General features: G+C 64.0%; 20 protein-coding genes and 3 pseudogenes. 8 read left to right on the plus strand and 15 right to left on the minus strand.

What is annotated here, in order from left to right; all coding sequences use genetic code 11:
• The first annotated feature begins 12 nt into the window (after positions 1-12).
• Both AB0H81_RS06415 and AB0H81_RS06420 read left to right on the plus strand, forming a co-directional pair.
• On the plus strand, positions 13-168 hold the full coding sequence (locus AB0H81_RS06415; RefSeq protein WP_358370308.1) for a hypothetical protein: 156 nt from the start codon (positions 13-15) through the stop codon (positions 166-168).
• A gap of 93 nt (positions 169-261) precedes the next feature.
• Positions 262-645 (plus strand): annotated as a pseudogene (locus tag AB0H81_RS06420) (DUF4158 domain-containing protein); the annotation flags it as partial.
• Positions 646-776: 131 nt separating this feature from the next.
• On the opposite strand, the pseudogene AB0H81_RS06425 reads toward AB0H81_RS06420, so the two are convergent.
• Positions 777-956 (minus strand): annotated as a pseudogene (locus tag AB0H81_RS06425) (hypothetical protein); the annotation flags it as partial.
• Positions 957-1,367: 411 nt separating this feature from the next.
• Positions 1,368-1,894 (minus strand): annotated as a pseudogene (locus AB0H81_RS06430) (transposase); the annotation flags it as partial.
• A 339-nt stretch (positions 1,895-2,233) separates the two neighbouring features.
• On the opposite strand from AB0H81_RS06430, the gene AB0H81_RS06435 reads away from it, so the two are divergent.
• Positions 2,234-2,842, plus strand: coding sequence for a TetR family transcriptional regulator (locus AB0H81_RS06435; RefSeq protein WP_358370070.1), 609 nt, complete (start codon positions 2,234-2,236; stop codon positions 2,840-2,842).
• A 2-nt stretch (positions 2,843-2,844) separates the two neighbouring features.
• Entirely contained in the window at positions 2,845-3,801 is a 957-nt protein-coding gene (locus AB0H81_RS06440) for a hypothetical protein (RefSeq protein WP_358370072.1), read from the plus strand.
• Positions 3,802-4,084: 283 nt separating this feature from the next.
• On the opposite strand, the gene AB0H81_RS06445 is transcribed toward AB0H81_RS06440, so the two are convergent.
• Positions 4,085-4,279, minus strand: coding sequence for a DUF6461 domain-containing protein (locus tag AB0H81_RS06445; RefSeq protein WP_358370074.1), 195 nt, complete (start codon positions 4,277-4,279; stop codon positions 4,085-4,087).
• Between the two features lie 274 nt (positions 4,280-4,553).
• Between AB0H81_RS06445 and AB0H81_RS06450 the strand changes: the two genes are divergently transcribed.
• Positions 4,554-5,051 carry a hypothetical protein gene (locus tag AB0H81_RS06450; protein WP_358370077.1) on the plus strand — a complete coding sequence of 166 codons (498 nt, stop codon included), beginning with the start codon at positions 4,554-4,556 and terminating at the stop codon, positions 5,049-5,051.
• A 110-nt stretch (positions 5,052-5,161) separates the two neighbouring features.
• On the opposite strand, the gene AB0H81_RS06455 is transcribed toward AB0H81_RS06450, so the two are convergent.
• The 5 genes from AB0H81_RS06455 to AB0H81_RS06475 all read right to left on the minus strand — a co-directional run bounded on the left by AB0H81_RS06455 (position 5,162) and on the right by AB0H81_RS06475 (position 8,247).
• On the minus strand, positions 5,162-5,467 hold the full coding sequence (locus AB0H81_RS06455; protein WP_358370080.1) for a hypothetical protein: 306 nt from the start codon (positions 5,465-5,467) through the stop codon (positions 5,162-5,164).
• A 5-nt stretch (positions 5,468-5,472) separates the two neighbouring features.
• The gene (locus tag AB0H81_RS06460; RefSeq protein ID WP_358370083.1) at positions 5,473-6,441 is read right to left on the minus strand and encodes a winged helix-turn-helix domain-containing protein; all 969 of its coding nucleotides are present in this window, start codon (positions 6,439-6,441) and stop codon (positions 5,473-5,475) included.
• Positions 6,442-6,546: 105 nt separating this feature from the next.
• The gene (locus AB0H81_RS06465; RefSeq protein ID WP_358370086.1) at positions 6,547-6,867 is read right to left on the minus strand and encodes a hypothetical protein; all 321 of its coding nucleotides are present in this window, start codon (positions 6,865-6,867) and stop codon (positions 6,547-6,549) included.
• 916 nt (positions 6,868-7,783) lie between these two features.
• Complete coding sequence (locus tag AB0H81_RS06470; protein WP_358370088.1) at positions 7,784-7,975, minus strand: hypothetical protein; 192 nt, start codon at positions 7,973-7,975, stop codon at positions 7,784-7,786.
• A 59-nt stretch (positions 7,976-8,034) separates the two neighbouring features.
• Complete coding sequence (locus tag AB0H81_RS06475; protein ID WP_358370090.1) at positions 8,035-8,247, minus strand: NUDIX domain-containing protein; 213 nt, start codon at positions 8,245-8,247, stop codon at positions 8,035-8,037.
• Positions 8,248-8,694: 447 nt separating this feature from the next.
• On the opposite strand from AB0H81_RS06475, the gene AB0H81_RS06480 reads away from it, so the two are divergent.
• Entirely contained in the window at positions 8,695-9,099 is a 405-nt protein-coding gene (locus AB0H81_RS06480; RefSeq protein ID WP_358370093.1) for a hypothetical protein, read from the plus strand.
• Positions 9,100-9,377: 278 nt separating this feature from the next.
• Here AB0H81_RS06480 and AB0H81_RS06485 read toward each other — a convergent pair whose 3' ends face one another.
• Positions 9,378-9,692, minus strand: a complete 315-nt coding sequence (locus AB0H81_RS06485) for a helix-turn-helix transcriptional regulator (protein WP_358370096.1) — start codon at positions 9,690-9,692, stop codon at positions 9,378-9,380.
• A gap of 424 nt (positions 9,693-10,116) precedes the next feature.
• On the opposite strand from AB0H81_RS06485, the gene AB0H81_RS06490 reads away from it, so the two are divergent.
• The gene (locus tag AB0H81_RS06490; protein WP_358370099.1) at positions 10,117-10,695 is read left to right on the plus strand and encodes a hypothetical protein; all 579 of its coding nucleotides are present in this window, start codon (positions 10,117-10,119) and stop codon (positions 10,693-10,695) included.
• Entirely contained in the window at positions 10,692-11,183 is a 492-nt protein-coding gene (locus tag AB0H81_RS06495) for a hypothetical protein (protein ID WP_358370102.1), read from the plus strand. The genes AB0H81_RS06490 and AB0H81_RS06495 overlap by 4 nt, the downstream gene beginning before the upstream one ends.
• 523 nt (positions 11,184-11,706) lie before the next feature.
• Here the strand turns inward: AB0H81_RS06495 and AB0H81_RS06500 are convergent.
• The 6 genes from AB0H81_RS06500 to AB0H81_RS06525 all read right to left on the minus strand — a co-directional run bounded on the left by AB0H81_RS06500 (position 11,707) and on the right by AB0H81_RS06525 (position 21,776).
• Positions 11,707-12,243, minus strand: a complete 537-nt coding sequence (locus AB0H81_RS06500; RefSeq protein ID WP_358370105.1) for a hypothetical protein — start codon at positions 12,241-12,243, stop codon at positions 11,707-11,709.
• A 149-nt stretch (positions 12,244-12,392) separates the two neighbouring features.
• Positions 12,393-17,996, minus strand: coding sequence for a DNRLRE domain-containing protein (locus tag AB0H81_RS06505; RefSeq protein ID WP_358370107.1), 5,604 nt, complete (start codon positions 17,994-17,996; stop codon positions 12,393-12,395).
• Between the two features lie 472 nt (positions 17,997-18,468).
• The gene (locus AB0H81_RS06510) at positions 18,469-18,756 is read right to left on the minus strand and encodes a winged helix-turn-helix domain-containing protein (protein ID WP_358370110.1); all 288 of its coding nucleotides are present in this window, start codon (positions 18,754-18,756) and stop codon (positions 18,469-18,471) included.
• A 1,002-nt stretch (positions 18,757-19,758) separates the two neighbouring features.
• Positions 19,759-20,121 carry a hypothetical protein gene (locus AB0H81_RS06515; protein WP_358370112.1) on the minus strand — a complete coding sequence of 121 codons (363 nt, stop codon included), beginning with the start codon at positions 20,119-20,121 and terminating at the stop codon, positions 19,759-19,761.
• A gap of 132 nt (positions 20,122-20,253) precedes the next feature.
• Entirely contained in the window at positions 20,254-20,937 is a 684-nt protein-coding gene (locus AB0H81_RS06520; protein ID WP_358370114.1) for an HAD family hydrolase, read from the minus strand.
• The gene (locus AB0H81_RS06525; RefSeq protein ID WP_358370117.1) at positions 20,934-21,776 is read right to left on the minus strand and encodes a GntR family transcriptional regulator; all 843 of its coding nucleotides are present in this window, start codon (positions 21,774-21,776) and stop codon (positions 20,934-20,936) included. The genes AB0H81_RS06520 and AB0H81_RS06525 overlap by 4 nt, the downstream gene beginning before the upstream one ends.
• Positions 21,777-21,828 lie beyond the last annotated feature (52 nt).

Here is a 21,828-nt window from a genome sequence, read left to right on the forward strand (position 1 = left end):
CAGGCCGCGCTGATGGACGACATGATCAGCCATCGGCGATCCGTCGGCGTGGAAGCCATGCGGATGCGGGAGGTCAAGGAGCTGATGGACCGCAGAATCGCCGACGGCCACGGCGACCAGGGCTTCTCAAGCCTGTTCGAGCTGCTGGCCAAGCACAGCGGCACGTAAGACCGCCCACTCCGCGCACGCACACGACCCCGGAACGCAACCCATGCCATCGAACGACACCGCGAGCGTGCCCGCCAAGGCAGACGCCCGCCGATGGGCAGGACTGGCCATCCTCGCCCTGCCGTCGGCTGGGCCCTGCAATGGGGCACGGTGCGCAGGCCCGGGGTGTTCCTGACCGACGACCCGCTGGCCGTACCCCCGGGCGCGGTCGCGTTCGTGACCGAGCAACTCGCGCTGGACCCCGCGCACTTCGCCGACTACGGCCAGCGGCAGCAGACGGTGTACGAGCACGCCAGGAAAATCCAGGAACTGCCGGGTTGTCGCGACTTCGGCTCGTGCGAGAGCGAGGTGCGTCAGTACATGGCGGCCCGGGTGTGGGCCTCGGTGGAAGGGCCGCGGGCGCTGTTCGACCGGGCTCGGGTCCACATGCTCAAGGAACGCATCCTGCTGCCGGGCATGACCGTGTTGGTGCGGCTGGTCGGAGAGGTGCGGCGGGCGGAGAACGAGCGGCTGCCACGCGCTGTTGTCGGGGCGGTTGTCAGCCAGGTGTCGCTCAGCGGCATCGACTCCCGCTTGGCCAGTTCCTTCGCGCCGGACGGGGCCGCGCCCACGACCGACGGGCCGAGGACCCGCACGCCGTGCTTGGTCAGCGCCTCGCGGAACAGCGCCGACACGTACGCGGTCGCGTCGTCCACGGCGGCCCGCTCCTGGTAGGGGGTGGCGACCGTGCCGGTGATGACGACGGGTGCCGTGCCGGCGCTCGATGAGCACGTTCGTGGACGGGCCAACCGTCGCGTTGTTGACGATCTTCAGGTAGTCGGTCTCGGGCGTGGTGGAGACCTTGACCTTGTCACCGTCGGCGGCCGCCCTGCGCGAGTCCGCAGGCGCGCCCCTGCCCCCGAGGAGCGCGGCGACGTCGACAGCATCACGGCCACAGCACGATCCGCCCTCGGTGACGAGGCTTTCACCACGGCACGAGGACCTCGACCGAACTCCTGAGAGATGAATCTGCCGCCGGGCACTGCGGGCCGTTCTTGGAGAGGCTGGACTGAAGTTGACGGGATCCCGTCTGATCATCGCGATCAGGCGGGATCTGGTCGTTTCAGAGGTTTGCGAATTGGGTTCGTCCTGGTTTGGGGACCGCGGAGCGGGGACTGTACGGTCTTCGGCTCCGTCTCTCTTTCGGTGGCGACAGAGGGTTAGGCCAGGATGATGCGGTGGCGGAGCAACGTGAAGCCGGCCGGACCGCGCATCTGGCGCATGATGCGCTTGGTCTTTTGTGTTAACGCCCTCGGCCCCGCCGTTGTGGTACGGCAGGGTGACGGCCGCGCGGACGGCATCGCGATCCTGGTCAAGGCCGCGGACGAAGGCATGCAGATGAGGGAGATCGGCGGCGCGGGCGGTGGCGATCCACGCCAAGAGACAGTCGGCGTTGCCGTCGCGTGTCCGCAGCAGGTCGGCGAAGCCATGGACGAGTCCGGCCTGGTCCATCATCTCCGGGCAGGCGGCGGTGAGGTCGTACAGCAGGCTCCGGTGCGGCTCTTTGAGATCGTCGAGCCGGGTGAGCAGGAGCCGGGCAAGTCGGCCCGGGGAGATGGGCAGGCGGTCGGCTTCGACACGGCCCTGGGTGATGTAGCGGTAGAGAAGATGAAGCTACGCGGGGGCCGAGGGCTTAGATCTCGTTGAACAACTGCAGCACGGGGACGGCAGGGTTGTCGGCGCGACGGTGACCGAGCCGGCCGCTCGGTTCTCCACGCCCGCGCCGCCGCCGCTGAAACCCTCCTCAAGGCTGCCTCCTCCGCATGAGGCCCGGGTCAACCCCAAAAGCTTCTGGAACCGGCCACCTGGCTAGTGGGTCCGAGGCCAGCACTGGTCAGGCGGCACTTCGTCAGAGATTTCTTCATTGAGCCTCCGCCAACTTGAAGAAGCAGGTCAAAGGGATGGTGTGACGGGCTTCCGGGGTGCTCGTGCTGGTTGTGGGTGGCAGTCTGCGGAGAGATCATGTCAGTGGATCGAATGACAGACCGAGTTTGTTTTTGAACCGAGTATGGTTATTGTGACCTGTGTGGCAGGTCTTCGCGAGCGTAAGAAGGAACAGACCAGGCAGCGGATCGCTGCGGTGGCGTTGCGGCTGTTCGCCGAGCGCGGTTTCGACGCAGTGACGGTCAACGAGATCGCAGAGGCCGCCGAGGTGGCCAAGGCGACGCTCTTCGCGTATTTCCCATCCAAGGAATCACTCGCCCTGAATGGTGTGGGCGGCGACGACTTGGCCGGGATTGTCGCCCGGCGCCCGGCCGACGAGACCTTCCTGGACGCGCTACGAGCGCACTATCGTGCGTTCGCCGCCGGACAGATGCCAGATGCGGGCCTTGACGCGCTGCTCGCTCGCGCGCGTGTGATCCAGGACAGCCCGGCACTACTGAACGCGGCGAACGGCTTGCTCTACCAGCAGCGCCAGGCATTGGCGCAGGTCTTGACCGACGAGTACAGCCCCACGGCAGCCGCACTCATGGCCGCCCAGATCGCGGCGTCCCTGCTCACTCTCCAGGAGACGTACTTCCAGCGTCTGCTCGGCGGCATCTCAGCCCAGGACGCCGGCCGCGCTCTGGCCCGGGACGTGGAGTTGGCCTTCGACCTGCTGGAACACGGACTCACTCACGCGGAAGGACACTGACGTTGCGCGCACGAGGCATCAACTACGACACCGGAACCTTCCCTGGCCACCTGCTCACCCGAAAGACCTTCGATCCCGAGCAAGTCCGACACGAGATGACCGCGATCGCCGACAATCTGCACTGCGACGCCGTGCGCATCTCCGGCGGCGACGCCGAGCGGCTGAGCATCGCAGCCCGGCATGCAGCCGATGCCGGCCTCGAGGTGTGGTTCTCCCCGTTCCCGGCTGACCTTTCCCCGGGGCAGATCCTGCCGTTCTTCGCCGACTGCGCGCAGCGCGCCGAGGCCCTGCGACAGGGCGGCGCCCAGGTGGTGCTCGTCGCCGGCTGCGAGCTCAGCGCCTTCTCCCACGGCTTCCTTCCCGGCGACACCTACCTCGACCGCCTCCACGCCATGGCCACCGCCGACATCCAATGGTGGACCTCACTCGGGCCGGTCCCCGAACGCCTCAACACCTTCCTTGCCCAAGCCGCGACGACGGTCCGCGCCCACTTCGGCGGGAGGATCACCTACGCATCCGGCCCCTGGGAGCCCGTCGACTGGGGCCCGTTCGACCTGGTGGGCATCGACGCCTACCGAACGGCGCAGAACGCCGACACCTTCCGCATCCATCTCCGCGAGGCCCTCTCCCACGGCAAGCCTGTCGCTATCACCGAGTACGGCACGTGCGCCTACCGCGGCGCGGGCGACCTCGGCGGCATGGCCTGGCAGCCACCGCAAGGAGCGATCCCGGACGAGGACGAGCAGGTCCGTTACCTCAATGAACTCCTCGACATCTTCGAGGAAGAAGATGTGGATACCGCGCTGTGGTTCTCCTTCGCCAACTACGACAAGCCCCGCGACCGCGACATCGCCTCCTACGGTGTCGTGCGCATGCTCGACGAGACCCGCTGGGAACCGAAGAAGGTCTTCCATGCCATGAGCGCCAGACACCAACGGCCAATCCGCCGCCCCAACTGACGTGACTCTCCGCGACGCAGGATCTCACTCACCCATGAGGAACTCAGCCACAGCCACCACGAGGCGAAGGTCTTCTGGCACTGCAGTAGCGATCGCGCCCTGAGCCAGGGGTCGGCTGGCGGGTGGGGCTGTAACGGCGATGCATGGGATCGAACCTGGCGCGCACCTGGCCGTCGATGGCGTAGCCTTCCAGTTAACGTTGCGCTTGACGGTGGCGATGACCGTATCGGCCGACATATCGCGAACGACGTCTCGCATGATGCCTGCGTAGCCACCCATTCGATCATGACGGATCCCCCGATGCAGTGCCCACCTCGATGCCGCCCGGGCCGATGTAGTCGGGGTCGTCCACGGCCCGCAGGCGGCGCAGCACGTCCTCCGGATCAAGCGCCTTAGCAAAGGTGAAACAGAAGCCGGAGTCGAAGCGGTAATCGAACTCCTCCAGCCAGCGGTAGTCATCGGCCGTCACGCTGCTCATAGCCATCTCCTTTATCGGCAGCCGCCATCATTCCGCGACAGCTGACGGGATCACGTGGTCCTTCAGATGATCTTTCACGTCCAGCGAATGAGCTGTGTCTATCACCCCTACGACGGCAGAGCGGACTGCTCTCCGAGACTCTGCAGCGAGGGATCGCCTCAAGGCAGCGCACAGTGCGTGGATTGTCGAGCCACGCGGCGGGTCTGCAGTCGCACAGGGACAGCTGTGGCAGCCGACTGCAGACGAGGAGTCCGTCCGCGGGCAACTTGAGTTGTTGCGTGAGCAGGTGGCGGCCCTGGAAGAGCGACTGAGTGACCTGGCCACCGCCCGAAGGGTAGTTGCGCCGATGCTGGCCGGCGTTCCCGGCCCGAAGCAAGCGCCTTCTGACGGCACGCCTGACGCCCCGACGCACGCCTCACCGAAGGAAGCCGCGTCGGCGCCGAAACCGGTCGCCGGGGTCGACAAGCAGGTCGTTGGGATCATGGCGAGTTCTGGGCGGACGATGCGCGCCAAGGAAGTGGCTCAAGCGTTGGGCGAGCCCGACGTGTTCGCATTGCTCGTCACGGTCGCCAACGACCACTTCCTCGACCAGTGGCACCACACCCGCCGGCTCCAAAACGAGCCGATCACACCCGCCCGACACCCCGTCAAACCACGATGTATCCGATTCGGAAATCCCCGAAACGACAAGATCCCGTCCGTTCAGACGGGATCCCGTCAACCTCAGTCCAGCCGTTTCAGGAACGGCCGCTGGTGGGGTGTTCACGAGTAGGTCTGGCCTGGAGCGCGAGCAGGGTCGAGAAGATCGCTTCCCAGGCTGAGGCTGATCGTTTCCCAGGTTTCAATCGCTGACTCAACGCGTGGTGTCGGCGATGTCCACCGTCACGCGGGGTGGTCTTGGTCGAACCGCTCGCTGGTCCAAGGTGGCTGCGGGTGGGTGCTGGCGTCCACCGCGAAGGTCAGCGGCCACTCGGGCGGGCCAGCGGCCATCAGCAACTCACCCACCCGTTCCGCATCGATCCGGCCTGTGGCCAGCGCGTCGTACAGACTGCCCCAGCTGCGGCGAAAGACCGGCTCCAGGCTCAGATATGGCAGCGAGGTGACCGTCGGCGCGGACAACACCGCGTCCGTGAGCTCGAATAACGCGTCCGCCCGCACGGTCAGGCAGTCATACCAGCCGCCGCGCAACTCGGTCAGTTTTCGCCATCCAGGAGGGCCGAGCCGAGAGGGGTGAGTGCATGAAGAACTGCGCTTCCCGTCCGGGTCGTCGTGATGAGTCCGGCGTTCCGCAGCACTGCGGTGTGCTGGCTGACCGACGCGAGAGAGATTCCGGCCCGTTCCGCGACGGCGGTGGTTGTAGCCGGCTCGCGAAGAGCCATGAGGACGCCCGCTCGCGTCCGGCCGAGCAGCGGTCCAAGAGCGTCGGCGGAGCCGGTCGGCGACCCCCCGGTGTACATCGGATAGATGAGTACGGTCGAGTCATCCGGCCGGGACATCACGGTGGGTCTGAGCGCGAAATACGACGGGATCAGCATTAAGCCGCGTCCGCGCAGCCGGACGTCGCATGTCGTGGCAGTCGGCATGTGCAGGATTGGCGGCCGCCAGTACCAGTCGGCACCGAGCGTGGCGAGTAACGCGTCGATCCCGCCCCGAAGCAGGGTCTCGGCCCGGAGGGCACGGTCGGCGACGGCCGTGGCCCGGATCCGCGGCCACAGCGAGTGGAGTGAGCTGTTGAAGTAACCGATCAAATCTTCGGCGAGAGTCCGCCGTGCCGCGGCGGCGCCAGTGGAAATCTCTCTGTACCAGCGGCCGGTCCGTTGTGAGGGATGAAGTGGGCTGAGGTCGGCGGCCAACCGTGTGGTGGGCGTCTGCGCGGCCAGCTCGACGGCTGGCACCAGGTCATGGACAGACGGCTGGAGCAGGAAGTCGGGCACGAAGCCGTCCTGTTTCCGCGGTATCAGATTGAAGAGCACGCCCGCCCGGTCCTCCAGGCCACCGGCCATCTCCCGGCACCACTTCTGGAGACCGGGACGGGAGATACCGCGACCTGTGGGCCCGACAAGCGTCCGGTGCACACTCATCGTGGTCTCCAGCAGGGCGTTCGGCGCGGGCGCGAACGTGATCTTGAGCAGATCGACGGCGGTGAAATGTAGACGCATCATGCGGCCCATCTTCGCTCGGGCAAGGCATGCGAACAGCCCCGACACCGCAAGGCATCGGGGCTGGGTGGTGCCTGGGATAACGGCACGAACGGCTGTCTGCTTTCCCTACTCGTTGTCCAGGCTGGCCTCACCGCCGCACTTTGTGCCACGGAAGGTCGCCTTGAGGTGATACCAGGAGTACACGCGGAACAGTCTGGTGGAGAAGTTGGAGACGCCCGTTGCCCGGTAGATGATTTCCTGGTTGCGGGCGTCCCAGATGTAGAAGTCCGCCTTGCATCCCGAGTACGGATCGACATGGACATCGATCCAGCCGTTCGCGTGCGCCTGCACAGCATCGGTGGTGCAGCTGGTGATGACCGGGTTGAGCCATCCGTTGACCGAGCAGTAGGACGATTGAGCCTGGGCGACGCCCGGGGAAGCTAGCACCGCCGCCCCAAGGGCCGTTGCGGCTGCTACGGCCGATAACCGCTTAACGACTGCCGTACGGGTTCCCATTATTTTCCCCATGCTTGCCTCCAGTTATACGGGTTGAGCGATGCGGGATCTCATCGAACTTATAGGTAAACCTCCGGGCCGCACGTCCCGAGATTGTTGCAGACGTGGAAACTCCGGAACCGGGATCTTTCGGTGATCGGATATTTGGTCGTGCACTGGTATGTCGGCACGGTGAGGTATCCGCCGATTTCCTTGCCTGGAATTTCTGACTCCGTATAATAAAGTCTCGCCCAGGCTATTCCCCCTCCCGCGCAAATGGTGGCCTTGGCTGGATATACCGTCCCGCGAGCACCGTCCACCTCCTGAACCGCGGCCCATGCCGGGGCCGCCGCAGTAACTAATAACAGTGTTGCCGCTCCCAAAACGGTAAGCGCATGCATAAACCGACTCCGACGCCACGGAGCCACGACAATTTTGTGCAGCTTCGACTGTCGCATCATGTACTCCCTGCTTCTTCCGGGGAACATGACACATCGTGGTGTCAATGGTTATGCCCCCGCGTGCACCATCGGCCGGTGGCCCTTGAGTGACATCATTAGACTTCCCGGAAGGCTGTGCAACGCCTTTCAAGGCAGGCTAAAAAGCCCACGTCGTCCGCCTGCCGGCAGCAGGCTCGTCGAGGACCTGCGAGGAATCGCCCACTCTATTGGAGCTGCGCTTTCATCGGCATTTGCGGGTCGCGTGGATGTCGGCGCACTCCCTGACATGCAGAGCTGAGTACGAGTAAATGTGCAAAGCCTCATGGGGGTCGAGAAGATCGCTTCCCGAAGGGGTAGTGATCGTTTCCCGTACTGCCGCGTCGTCGACGGGGGCAGACGAGTGGACGCTTGCTGCAGTACGTCGCCTGCTATGGGGCGCCTGGCAGGTCTCGGCGGCGAATCCGCTGGTCGAGTTCCCAAAGCGCTGTCTTGTCGTCGTCGTAACGCAGCGACTCGTATGCGGCCTGATACGGCAGCCACTGTGTGTCTCGATGCTCCGAGGAGAGCACTATCTGGGCCTTTTCTCGGGTGACGTCGCAGGCGAAGAAGTGCTTGGGCACGATATAGAGGCTGTCGGGCCAGAGCTTGCTCGCCGCAAAACAACTCTTCTCTACTCCGCTTACCATGTCGAGCTTGAACAGCGATCAGTCGCAGACAGGCCGGTCTCCTCGGCGAACTCGCGACGGGCCGCGCTCTCCAGATCCTCGCCTTCTTCGACGCCGCCAGCCACGCTCTGCCAATGGGAATCATCCGCTCTCTGAAAGAGAGCGCATTCCGGCATACCTGCGATTGTCCGGAAAGGAAAAACGAGCACGGTGTAGGGCTGGCGCATATGGCGTGTCCGATCTAGGAGGCTATGCCTTGAATGTTCCGAGCAGCGGGAGAGTGACAGCTCGGCTATGACTACCTGACGATGGACGGTCTCTTCTCTCCCGGTCCACGGGCCGCCGGAGCCTCTACCTTGTGTTGCTGGCGGTGGCTCATCCTCGGCAAGCAGTTTGCGATCTTACTGAGGTCTGCCGGTGCAGCACCGCTGTCGAGCCTTCCGGCGGTCTGCAGTCGTGGAGGCGGAGCTGTGCTCGGCTGTGAAGGGCCTGTTGCAGATGTGTCTCTTCACGTGCAGGCACTGTGTGACTCTGTGCAGCCGCAAACTCTCGCGGGTTAAGCACGGCGCCAGTACGTGGAGGTCGGCATGACGTTGGGCGAAGCATCGCTGCTCGAGCAGCTGGCTGCGGACGTGAAGTCCGTCCATGCGTAACTTGAGTCGCTGCGTGAGCAGGTGGCGACCCTGGAAGAGCAACTGCGCGACCTGGCCACTGCCCGAAGGATAGTCACGCCGATGCTCGCCGGGCGTTCCCGGCCCGAGCAAGCGTCTTCTGGCGGCACGCCTGACGCCCCGACGCACGCCTCGCCGGGGAAGGCCGCGCCGGCGCCGAAACCAGTCACCGGGCTCGACAAGCAGGTCGTTGTGATCATGGCGAGTTCCGGGCGGACGATGCGTACCAAGGAAGTGGCTCAAGCGCTGGGCGAGCCCGACGTGCGGGGGCGGGTGGAGACCACCCGAGCACGGCTCAAGCGGCTGACGGCGCTGGGCTGGCTGACCCAGCACGAGCCGGGCCTGTTCTCCATCGCCCCAGACATCAATGGCCACGCGCTGGGGGGAGTCGCCAACGACGAGGCATAGAGCAAGAGCCACATCGCAGGTCGGGCACTCGACGACGGTCGTGGGCGCCGGGCCGGACGAGCAGGGTGCCGACGAGATTAGGCCCTCGGCGGCACCCGAGGTTGCGTGAGCACCCTCCAGCTTCTAACTGACAGTGCCTCGCCCACTCCCGAGAGTAACTCGAATGGGGTCTCTTGGGGAGGCGTCGAGCCTGGATTTCGCCTGCCCTGCGATCGGCAGGGCAGGCGCGGGAAGGATCGACGATGCCCTCACCAGGGCGAGAAGGGGTCTGGCACGGGTCAGTTTCCGCGGGTCCCGGTCGGCGAAGCAGGCCACAGCCGGACGGCCAGGCCGGCCTCCAGTTGGGCGATGGTGGCCACGTCCGGCCAGCAACGCCCGGCGGCCACGTCGTTGACGGTCTGCCGGTTCACCCCACTGATCTGGGCCAGCTGGCGGAAGCTCAGCCTTCGCTCAGCCATCACTGCTTGCAGAGCTGCGGCGATGGCCTGGACGACGGCGGCGGCCGGATGGCCGGACAGGTCCGCGTGGGGCCAGTTCTCCGGGTCGTCGGCCAACTCCCGGGGAGAGCGGGAACGCCCGCGTCCTCCGACCATGACAAACGGCTCCTTTCATAGATGTCGTCGCCCTCCGTAACGGCAGGTTGTTCTGCCGCTATGGGTGGGGTGTGACTCTCGACGCGGAAACCTCGGCGAAGATCACCGGCTATCGGCCGCAGCAGGACACGCCGGAATGGGAACAGATCACCGGGCACGTGCGGATGTTGGTCGCCGCCAGCGCCGACCGCTCCCCTACCGGTGCAGCGGCTGCTCACCGCGACCACCCGGCTGGCCGTGTGGTGTCACCGCTCCGGCCTGCCCGATGACCCGGAAGTATGGCTGCGGCACGAGACGATCGACGCGTTCATCCTGACCGGCTGCACCGACCTGGCCCCGAGCTCGGCGCAGACCTACCGCAGCTGGCTGCGGCACATGCGCCCCACCGGCCTGGCTGGAACGCGGCGAACAGGTGCCGCCACCGATGACGGCCCCCGAGACGGTCAGCCCGCCCTACTCGCCCGCCCAGCTCGGCCGCCTTCGCGGCTGGGCCGAACACCTGCCCGGCCAGGCTCGCACCGACGCGCTCATGCTGATGGCGCTCGCCTGCGGCTGCGGTCTGACCTCTGGAGAAGTGGCCGCCGTCCGCACCGAGCATCTGTGCCGCTTGGACTGCGGCGCGGTCGTGGTCGCCGCCCCCGGCACCGAGCAGTTGATCGTCTGCCGCGCCGCCTGGGAGGACGTCCTGGCTCATGCCGCCCACCAACCGGGCGACCGGTTCGTGTTCCGGCCCAGGCGCACCGCCCGGCACGCCAAGAACCTGTTCAGCTCCTGGACAGCCCGCCACGCCCCGACCGGCGGCCTGCCCGCCCTGTCGGTGCGCCGGCTGCGCTCCTCCTGGATCGTCGAACTGCTGAGCGCCCGCATCGATCTGGGGGTGGTGGCCGCCGCGGCCGGGATGAGCACCTCCGCGCTGGCCCTCTACCAACATTTCGTCCCCGTCCTGGACGAGTCCACCGCGGTCGCGCTGCTGCGCGGCAGGCCCGACGAACAGGCCCAGTGAGCACGGCGAAGCCACGCGCCTGGCCGCCGCGCACCACCCGAGCCCGAGCCACCCGGCCCCGGCCACCCGCCAAGCGGACGGCACAGATTTGCGATGCCGTCGTCGGTCATCAGCAGACCGTCACCCTGCACCCCGGCGACCTCGGCCACCTCGACAAGTTCCGCCAGGACCTGGCTTACCTCAGCTCTTCGTGGCGGGCGACGTACTCCACCGTCAGGGCGATGACGGAGGGACTGAACCGCCGTCTCAATGGCCACGACCTCGACCTGAGTGACCCAAAGAACCGGCTCGCCCACGGCCGCGTCGCCCAGACCATCCTGGTTGCCCTGCTCGTCACCTTCGCTAACGACCTCTTCCTCGACACCTGGCGCCACACCCACCAGCCCCCAGACGAGCCCGACACATCCGCCGAGACCTTCGAGATCCCAGCAGAGCACCTCGACCGCTCGCCGCTCACAGGCCGGAGCCGGCCACCACCCATCCCATAACGCGCAGTTCAAATCGCCTTGTCGCAGCACCCAGCCCGGAGCCGGCATCGCCATGCCCAGCGACGCAAACCCAGTCCTCCACCAGCGACCAGACACCACCCGGGCCTTCCCGGACACCCGCTCCGCGATCCCCAAACCAGGAGGAACCCGATTCGGAAACCCCCGAAACAACAAGATCCCGCCTGATCGCGATGATCAGACGGGATCCCGTCAACTTCAGTCCAGCCGTCTCAAGAACGACCTCTTGTGGAGATGAGGGGATTCGAACCCCTGACCCCTTCGATGCGAACTCACTTCACCAAGCGTCCCACCAGCGCCTTCGCTGCCCTGACTGCTTTGACAGCCCGTTGATGTCCTCAGACGTCCACGCTCGTACGTCTGGGCTGTCACTCAGTTCGTCACTCAAACGGGCACCATCAAGGTGAAGGCGCCGTCCACCCCAGGGCCAGTGTCGCAGGAACCACCTTCACCGTTGCACCGAAATCGGGCTTGCGCGATCTGCCAATAATTGTACGGACTTATGCTACTCGTCAGCACTACCTTCAGGCCCGACAGGGGGACGAGTTATGGACAGTCCCGATTGGGGTTGATTGATCCAGTCTTGATCCAGACGTGCACCAGTAACATCCTCGATAATAGCCATCGCGGTGGCCGTCAATGCAGGCCATTTCCGCCTTGATGCCGACCGGAGGAGAGGCAGGTAATCATCAACTATATCCAGGCCTATTCCGTGGGCTGCACTAGGGTCCAGGTCAAGAATTTCCGCCTGGACGTGTCCATTCTGCGCCACGCGCATCATGCTTCGGCCGGTAATATTCCAGGATACATGCCAGACGCTGTTGTCGACCGCGAGGCGCTCCATATTCGGCGCGTATCCCACATGAGAGAACCCCTCCGCCTCAAAGAGGGCCAAACATGTGTTGCGGGCATCAATATAAGCGACATCAGGCAGCCCCACTATCAGGCCCGTCTGCAGACAGTTTCCCGGAAGTTCAAGTCGAGAGATCAAGTCTGGGATAGAAATCTTTTCGTTCTCGGGGACGAGCACCGTCCAAGCCATGCCCTCACCTAACCACTCGACGTCCCGCATGAGCTGCCCATAGTGACTTACGTTCCCCTGAAATGTCATACCGCTACCTCTCGCTAAAACGACCACTGCCCGCCTCCACTGCAATTCGAATCGGCGGAGACGGGCAGCGTACGCAATGGTTAAGGCTCGTTCGTATACTTACCCACGGCCGGCTTCCAGCATACCTGATCCATTGATTCGACCGACGTGAGTTGCGTATTGAACCTCATGAAGAATGGATCAGCGCTACGCAGAACTCTTTCGCGATTGAGGAAGCGAGTGAAGATTTTCCCCGCTATTTGATTGGGCCCCGTTTCGCTGCCCCGCATTGCGCAGACCGATAGATTGCGCTCTTTATCGCTATCCCTAGTCCTTTCTTTGGTAGCAGCCCAGGGGTACTCGTCACAGTCTTGACCGTTTCTTCCGTAGCTAGGCCACAAACTCTTGCAGCGCGTTGTGGCCCTACCTCTATTAGCTACAGCTGTGGCTGTGGACTGAGCGCGGTGTAGATATTGCTTCTCGTGTGGAGGCGTATTGCTCGAGAAGTTCCAGCAGCCGGGAATGCTTTTGCTGGCTTTCTTGGGGTACGTATCCGCTCTATCGTAGCAGGCCTTCCAGATATGCTTGTATGCAGCGTCATATCCCGAAGCCATCTTCAGCATTAAGGACGGCACAGAACTCAGCACACAGCCCCCCTGGAACTGCACGTTGATGTATCCTGCGGAGTCACACCTGGCAGTAACGGGCTGCGGCGGCGCGTCATAGTGCCAATCGAATTTGATCGGCTCCGCAAGATCGTCGTCGTCGGTATACACCCATGGATTGAAACTGCAATTGGAAATGCGGTCCGTGGCAGAGGTGTCCGCAGGAGCGGCACGCATCCGGAATGTGGCGACTTTCTCGTAGTCCTCGTCGAGCGGATGGCCGAGGACTCTGACCTCCTCTCCTGACTTTGTGATCTTGTTTTTCTGCGTCCCACCGTTCCAGGTTGTGATGTGTTTGCAGGCACTCTGCCCATCGGCCGGCTTGAGCCCGAGCGTGTAATCCGCCGCGACAAAATCGTCGTCGGTGAAGGTGAACTCGCGGAAGTAGAGGTCGTAATACATATCACGGCTGGTCTCACCCTTACCAGGGTCTCGACCTTCTATGCCGTTGGTGGTATTTGTTACCAGCATGACGTACACGCGGCCCCTATCGGCGCCATCGCCGGCGAACCTCAGCTCATGTATCGTACAGCCAGAGAAGCGGTTTCGAACATATTCTACGCCGACTCTGTTTCGGGCCAGGAACTTTCTCCAGCACATCTGCGGTGTGACGCGATCATAGTTCATCGGATCAGCAGCCATAACGTTGTCCGACTTTGTCCCTACACGACTTGCTGAGATTCTTTCGATTGCGCTTCCATCGAATAGCTCAGCAATCTCGTCGTGCGTCAATGCCCGATCGTAGATCCAGACCTCGTCCAGAGCTCCGTTCATACGTGTGCCCAGCGTGAGCGGACCGGCGGAATTCCATCCAGGAAAACTGATCGGAACGGTCGCGATTGGATCGATATCGTCCGATTCGTCGTCTTCTTCGGGATATCCGATTAGGTCTCCGTTGAGATACAGATCGGCAGTGCGTTGAGCGGCGTTGTAAACCGCGGCAACATGGAACCACTCATTTATCGGGCTGTTATCTCCAGACAACACCCCTTCCACGACTGCATCCGCGGAGTCAGAGCTAGCGAGTGTGAAGACAAGCCCTTTCTCCGGATCATTGCCCAATCGGAAGGGAGAATTATGTTCCCCCTTCTGCTCAAGAATCGTGTAGTTGCCCAGATTGTCGTTCCACTTGACCCAGGCGCCCACGGTGAAGCTCTGGTCTGTGCGAATCACCGGTCCAGCAGTCGTGGCGAGCGGCTTCTCACCGGGTTGGGCGACGGCCACAGTGACCGACTGCCACTCCGCCCAGCCGGAGTTGGCCGTTCCAGCAACCGCGCGGGCTCGCCAGCGAATCTTCCATCCGTCGGTGAGCTGGCCGCCAGGGATTTGTATGCCAGCTTGCGTTCCAGAGGCGATATTGTCCACAGCACCAGCCCAGATCTGTCCGGTGCCCTGCCCGGTGGCGGCGGGGTCATGCTCGACCTCGAACTCTGCCCTGGACGGGTTTCCGTCTGGGTTGGTGACCGTGGCCTTCAGCATGGGTGTGAGCACACTCGTGATCGTCACGCTGTCCACAACTCGCGAGGGCGTGATGACCAGTTCGCTCACGCTCGGCGCCGACGCGGTGACGGTGACAGTGACGAGCTGCCAACTCGACCACCCCGAAGTGGTGCCGGCGACGGGGTTGGCGGCTCGAGCCCGCCAGCGGATCTTCCACCCGTTGGTAAGTTTTCCGGTGGGGATGGTCAATGTGGCCTGGCCGCCGGAGGCGACAGCCGCGGAGCTTCCGGTCCAGATCTGTCCGGTGCCCTGCCCGGTGGCGGTCGGATCGTGCTCGACCTCGAACTCGCCGGTGAGGTTACCACCGATCGCATCGGTGACAGTGGCGGCCAGTCGCGGAGTGAGCGAGCTGGTCACCGTGGTGCCGTCAACCGTCTTGGCCGGGGTGATAGTCAGAGCGCTGACCGTTGGGGAAGAGGAGGGACCGCTGCTAGTGACAATCAGCTTCGGTGGGATGTTGAAATCGGAGTCGTCCGAGGAGGTGAATACCCGGTAGTTGTCGACGTTGGTCTCGGACGGGGACTGCAGCACCAGGCCGTGGTTGGAGGCCCCGGCGGCCCAATCCTGGGCAATGCCGGTGACATTCCACTCCATGGCATCAGGCCACGTGGCACAGTTCTGGTTGACGCCCTTGGTGTTTGTCGAGGCGTCCTCGGTGGTGGATGGGGGCATGTTGGCCCAGTAGAGGTTGTTCGGGTCCCATGCTCCGGTAAGGCGGCGCACCTGGATGCCGGCGCCAACTGCAGTACCGCAGGCAGGTGCATCCAGGGTATTCATCGAGAGCTTAGCGTCGGTCACCGTGCGCCCCACCAGCTCCGTGGTGTCGAACTTCAGGTGCGCCCGAGACTTGACACCTCCAGATATGGTGCCTGCCATCAGGTTCGTAGCGGAGGGGTAGGCAGGCACATCTTCCGTGCTGTCGTTGGTCACCTCCACATCCGCAGTGAGTGGCAACGTGATCGCCGGATCCACCCGGACGGGATAGACGGTGGCCGGGTCGGCGAGAACTGTGGGGTTGGGCTTGAGCACTAGCTCGGTACGGCCGCCCCTTTTCACGACGTCTGTGTCGACCTTGGTGCTCTTGGGGAGCGAGAGCAGACCCTTGGCGCTGCCAGGCCACATCAGCGGCTGTGGCGCCGAGGCGACCAGCTTCTTGTTCTTGTCCTTCAGCAGCAGTCGTCCACCCTCACCCTCGGTCAGGGTCAGGCCGTCGTCTTCTACACCGATGCGCAGTTCTAGCGGCTTGGAGGGCCGATGCCGCAGCACCACATCGTGCCGAAACCCGGTTGGCAGCACTGTCACCACGAGGTCGGCTCCGGCGCCTGCGGCATCGGTGTACGTAGCCACACTGCCCTTGACGGTCGGCTTCGGAAGCGGCGTCGGCCAACGCAGCGCGTAAGACTTTCCGTCTGTGGTCATCTTGACGAATGGGTCCGTACCACCAGCCGAGAGCTCGACCATGGCGCCCTCGGCAAGCGCCTTGGGGCGAAGCTTTCCGGCCTGCTCGACCAACTGGGTGTCGATCGGCACCCATGTGCTGCCCCGCTTGGTCCGCACGGGACCAGCCGTGATCTCAGTCCTGAACGTCTTCCCGTCGGGCTGGGCATATGTGATGCTCGTCGCGGTAGTTTCGTTCGCGACCTCGACCCGCGTGGCCCGCGCTTTCGCTTGCTGCAGCGCGATTGCGTGTGCTGATGGAGGGTTCCGCGTCTCGTCGTTCTCCGCAGTGGTTGAGGTTACGCCAACGTTGGTCAGCGCGGAGTCGGCTATCCCAGGAGTCCACCTCGTGCCCTCGTTGATCGTGGCTTGGTAGCCATTACCGGACGAGTCAGCGGTTGTTGAGCCTTCTCCTTCTGCGAAGGACCATCGCGCCTTGACTCCATCTACGGGGGCGGGAAGTGGCGCCTGAATGAGATCGTCGGAGTCGGCGACGTTGTGGTCTACAGGGTTGGCGAACTTGGCCTGGAAGGCTTCGTCCGAGAGCGCCGGAAGCGAGGGTTCTGTTTCCGACAAGCGGCCACGCGCCTTGAGGGCCTCGATCTCCGCAGTCGTCTGCGGCATGGGCTCTCCGGGCTCAAGCATGACAACGCCTCGAAGCGGCTTAGGCGCAAAATCCACCGTGAGGATAGGCGGGTGGAGCTGCCCCTTGCAGGCCTCCCGCGGCGCTGTGGTGCAGCCGCCGGCGTCCTCGGATCGGTAGCGTCGCCAGTTGGTCACGTCAGATTCGCTACCAGCGGTGAGCTGGATGCCGTAGTTGGGGTCGCCGTCGACCCATGCCTGGACGATGTCGTCGACTGAGTGGATCAGGTCCCAGGCGTAGTTCATCGAGCCGGCGCAGTCAGTGCTGTAGGCGCCGGGCTCATTGTCAGCACCCACATTGGTGACGGACGGCTGGGTGTTCCAGTGCAGCGTCGTCTCATCCCAGTCGGAGGTGATCTGCCGTGCCGTGATGCCAGAGCCGACGTACTGCCCGCAGGTGTTGGACAGGTAGTTCCACAGAATCAGGTCGGCGTTCTCGACCTTGCTGCCTGCGAACTCGGCGGGGATGTCAGGGAACTGGAGGTAGCCTCGCCAACGCACTGAGCCGCTGTTGGACTTGCCGACCAGAATGCGGTCCAGCGTGAAGTTGTCCCAGCTGTCCTGGTAGTCGGCGTTGTTGACGAAGGTGTCCATGCCACCGAGGTGCCATTCGCTGGTGTCGGTCTCCCACCAGTCATCCGCGGCGGCTGCCATCGTCACCGGATAGGTGACCGCCGGGTCGGCCAGAAACGCGGCGTCCGGAGTGAACACCAAGGTGTTTCCGTCCTCACCGAGCGCGACGGCCGTCTTGCCCACCTTGCCCGCATCCATCGACGCGTTGGCGTCGGCGGCCTTGGCGTCCTGCAGCAAGGTCGGCCGTACTTCGGTGAGCGTCTTGCCGCCCTTGCCCACGATGATGGGGCGGCCGGCGTCGTTCTTCTTGAATGACAGGCCCTTAGGCAGGTCCACCGGCACCCGGAAGGAGACCGGGTCGGTGGGACGCTCAGCGATGATGATCTGCTGCCGGAAGCCGGTCGCATTAGCGATCACTGCCAGGTCGCGCCCCTTGCCGTAGGCATCAGGGTAGGTGGCAGTGTTGCCCTTCAGCCGCGGCTTCGGTAGAGCCGACGGCGTGCTGATTTCTGCTGTGGCGTCAGCCGCCTGGCTCTTGAGCAGGGTCTTGTCCTGGCCGGCGGAAAGGACCAGGTTACCCTTCACAGCCTTCGGCTTTATGGCGCCGTCCGCCTCAACGAGGGTGGTGTCGATCGGCGTAAAACCTTTGCCGTCGGCGTTCTTGACACGGATAGGCTGGGTGTGGAGCTCCATCCGGACCGTCTTGCCGTCCGGGTTGGCGTAGTAGGTGGCGCTCTCCGAGCGCAGTGACTCGATCTCAACGCGCCGGTTGTCCTTCTTGGCCTGCGCGAGCGCCTCGCTGGTAGGCGTGGTGGCCGGTGGCTGCGAGGTTACGGGAGTGGACTTGGGGGGTGGCGTAGGCTCCTGGGCGATCGCAGGCGCGCTCATCAGCGAGACAGGCAGCGTCAGAGCCGCGATCAGGGCAGCGCGACGGCGTGTCCGGGTGGATAAGCCGGACGCTATTCGTGATGTGTTCACTCCAGCCTTTCGAACAGACATTGGCAAAACGGAGTGATCATCACATGCGTAGTGGATCTAAGTAAAGATCATTTTCGTGAGGGGAGGGTTACGCATCGCAAGCACCGGCCGGGCTAGGTGCTGGCGAGGTGTGACGTAGTGACCAGTCTGGGTAGATGGACGCACTATCCGTGGTCGATGCCGCGGCGTTCTCACAGGTTTGGACGCGGCCTCGTTCGCGATCTCAGCTATCCGAACGCCGCAAGGACGGTATACCGCCCCTCTCAACCCTTCATGTTGCCACTCTGAGCGGTCGCGAATCCAAAGACTGCCTGGATGCTCCCACTCTTACTCACAACGCTCAACACCAAGAGAGGCGAGACTGACAGCACCTAGCGCACCCTCAACAGCGGTTACTCTCTTCATCCTTCACCCGCTGATCTTTGACATCCTGGCGCTCCTCAGGGGTTGTCACGAAGCTGCCCATGCCAGGCTCAGTGCGAATCAAGCCGTCAGCACGCAAAGCGCGCATGACCTTCTGCCCGGTGGCATTGGCAATGCCGAACTCTTCGATGAGCGCAACGAGGGACGGGATGCGCTCACCCGCCTTGTACTCGCCCATGCGAATACGCTCGGCGATGATCGCATGGACCTGCCGCCACCTCGGTTGATTCGCCTTCAGCTCCACCACCCATGAACCGTAGGAAGCTGTTGCGTGCCATGGCGATGGACAGTGCGCTATAGCGCGCTATAGCTTTCCTAGCTTAAGATGCGCTCATGGTTCCTCGGGAGACGTCCTCAGTCGCCCTTGACCGGTGCATAAGTCCGCATGTGGCGATGCCACAGCGTGACCATGTGCGCCTGGATTGGGATGTCTCCAGTTTCCGTGTCCACAGGGCACGATCGCTCGCCTGGACCTGCGACTGCCGTGCCACGGTGTACGAGCTGTGCGCCGGCGGCGGCCAAGCCTTCATCCGTCGCACCATCCAGCTCGACGACGCCCACCAGGTCCACGAGACCCGCCCGTCATCCATGACGGAAGCCTGGAGGCTATGGACGGACCTGCTTTCAGGAGCCGCCCGATAGACGGGGCGTGGCGGCGCGCGTTCTGGAGGGACCATGCCGCCACGTCCTTCTCTTGGATTGAGGGTGACTTTCACGGCCATTGATGCCCGGCACACCCACCCTCTGATCACCTCGTACGCCGTCGACCCACCGCGGAGCGGCAGCGGGCCGGGGACGGAGTGTCAAGCTCGGCTTCGCGTGTACGCTCACCCCGGCCATTCCTCGATCATTCGATGCCAACGGTCAGAGCTGAGCTTGATACGGAGGAGCCGGGCTGCTGGGCTTGCCTGGGTCGATGGTGTGCGAGGTGATCAGCCCCCAGCAGCCATCCACCGACCTCAGCTCAAGCGCGATGATCACCTCGGTGCCGGAGGCCCCTGCCAGAGGCATGCTTGAACTTGCCCGATGAGACAGGTCAGCCGGCAGATACGTGGACCTTCGCTGGTCTCGCTTGGCGACCTCTCCCTCGTCGTTCCGCTACGCCTGGTTGTGCGGCGGGGCGGCCGGGCGGGACCGGCCCGGAGAGGCCGCACGCCCGCCCGGACCGCCCGGCCGCCCGCCGCCCAACGGGCGGCGGCTTGATGACGTAGGGAAGGTTTGAACCACACAGACCCGCCAGCTCAGCTTGTCATCGATCTTGTGACTCTGCCGTGCAGTTGCTCGCCCTGGCGATGCGTGGGGCGAATTCCTCCATGTACTCGCGGTGTTCCAGGTGGATCACGGATTCCGGGATTTTCCCAAGGGGTGAGAGATCGACACCATCGAGCTTCCCGCATCCGTCGAGTTCGCTCAGCGCGTGTAGAAGCGCCTCCAGGGCCACCCGAGACTCCTCGTGCGGGGCCAGCATGGCGATCAGGTCCCCTACCACTCCGGCTTGAGTGCTGGAGAGCAAGTGCACGAAGTCCGAAACACGATCGCTCGCCTCCGTACGCACCGCTTCGTCGAGACTCAGAAGGTCTCGTAGGAAGTCGAAATAATACTTGCTTTCCATACGTCCCTCTTCCACTTCAGTGCGCGGGCACGGCACCGGCAGATGGCACCCCTGCTGGCGCCTATAAACAGGGATGCGCATTCTTGTTATACGTCTGAGGCGAAATGCTCGTACATGCCCGAGCGAAGCGCGCTATACAGCCCTGAGCGCTGTCGCAATGTCGTTCATGGCGTTGGCAACAGCACTAGCCCCAGCCTGCATGAGCGCCACCTCTTTGCCCGGCTCGTTGGCGTAGGCGATGCTTCGGGCGCCGGCGTTGATGGCCGCCTCCATGTCGAACCCCGAGTCTCCGATCAGTACGGCTTCTTCCGGCCGTACCGCAGCTATCTCGCAGGCTCTCAGCAGTGATCGCGGATGGGGCTTCATCTCAGCAGGCCTACCAATGGGGCGCCCGACGATCCCGGCCAAGCTGCCATCAAGACCGGCGCGGCTAAGAAGCCGCTCGATAGCGGGCTTCGAGTTGTTGCTGACTATCACCACCGGCCGACCAGCCTCAGCACACGCAGCCAGTAGTTCCCTCACACCCAGCGTGATCTCGGCAGAGTCCGCGGCTTCTACCTCATTCGCCATCAGTGCAGCCTCAACCTTGTCGATCATCTGGGGCACAAAGTCCGCGGTACGCTGTAGCACCCTGAGCGGGTCATCTAGCTCGGCCACGTCCTGAGGCAACTCGGCCCCCTCGTCCTGGAGCAGGCGCTTGAGCCTGGCCGCCACCACGGGGGCCGGCAGGCCGGCGAAGACCTTGCACACCGGCCCGTCGAAGTCGAGCAGCACAGCGCGCGTTTGCCGGAAGATCTCGACCAGGGCATCGCTCACAGCTCGACCTGTCGGCTGATCGTGTTCCACATGCTCTCGAACCACTGCCGCACCTGCGTCACGTACTGCGACTGCATGGAGGATGCGTCCTCGGTCACCTGGTAGTGGAACAGGACCGCATCCTTGCCCATCACGTCGTACAGCTCGTGCGGCTCGCCCTTGATCCGCACGGTGTGCTTGACCACCGGGTAGAACCCGAAGAACACCTGATCCCGGTTGATCACGTAGAACTTGAATGCCGGCGTCGTCTGATGAACCCGCACCTCCACAGACGCGGTCTTCACCAACCCCAGGTCCGCCAGCTCGTGTACGGCATCGGCGATGGCCTGAGTGCTGCGCTGCTGGATCCGAAGGGCACGTTCCCGGATCACCGGATCGTCCTCCAGGTCCTCGGCCCGACATGGCAGCGACATCGGATGCCCCATGTCCGGCACCAGGATCCGGATCCCGATCGACTCCGGTGTGAGCCGTCCGAGCCGGATCTTGTCCAGCGGCTCCTGGAGCATGCCTTGCAGCGTCTCCCCCGAGAAGCCTGCGAAGTCGATGGACACGTTGCTCGCCTCGAAGGCGTGCTCGATGTGGGGCCGCAGCTCCACCGGCCGCTCCGTGCGCTCGCGCACGAACACGCCGCTCCCCTGACGCGACACGATCAGGCCCTCGTCCCGCAGGATCCGGATGGCCTGCTGCACGGTCATCCGCGCCACGCCGTACTGCTTGGCGAGTTCGGTTCCTGAGGGCAGCTTCTCCCCCGGCTCGAACTTCTTCGTCAGGATGGCCGCGCGCAGGGCGTTCGCCACCTGCTGATACGGCGGACGCGGGTCGTCAGGATCGAGACTCATCACGCAAACCAGTCTAGTTCTCCTAGGTCGCCTAGGCCAGTTCTTCCAACAT

It is taken from the genome of Nonomuraea sp. NPDC050691 (genome assembly GCF_040654455.1).
GTDB lineage: Bacteria > Actinomycetota > Actinomycetes > Streptosporangiales > Streptosporangiaceae > Nonomuraea.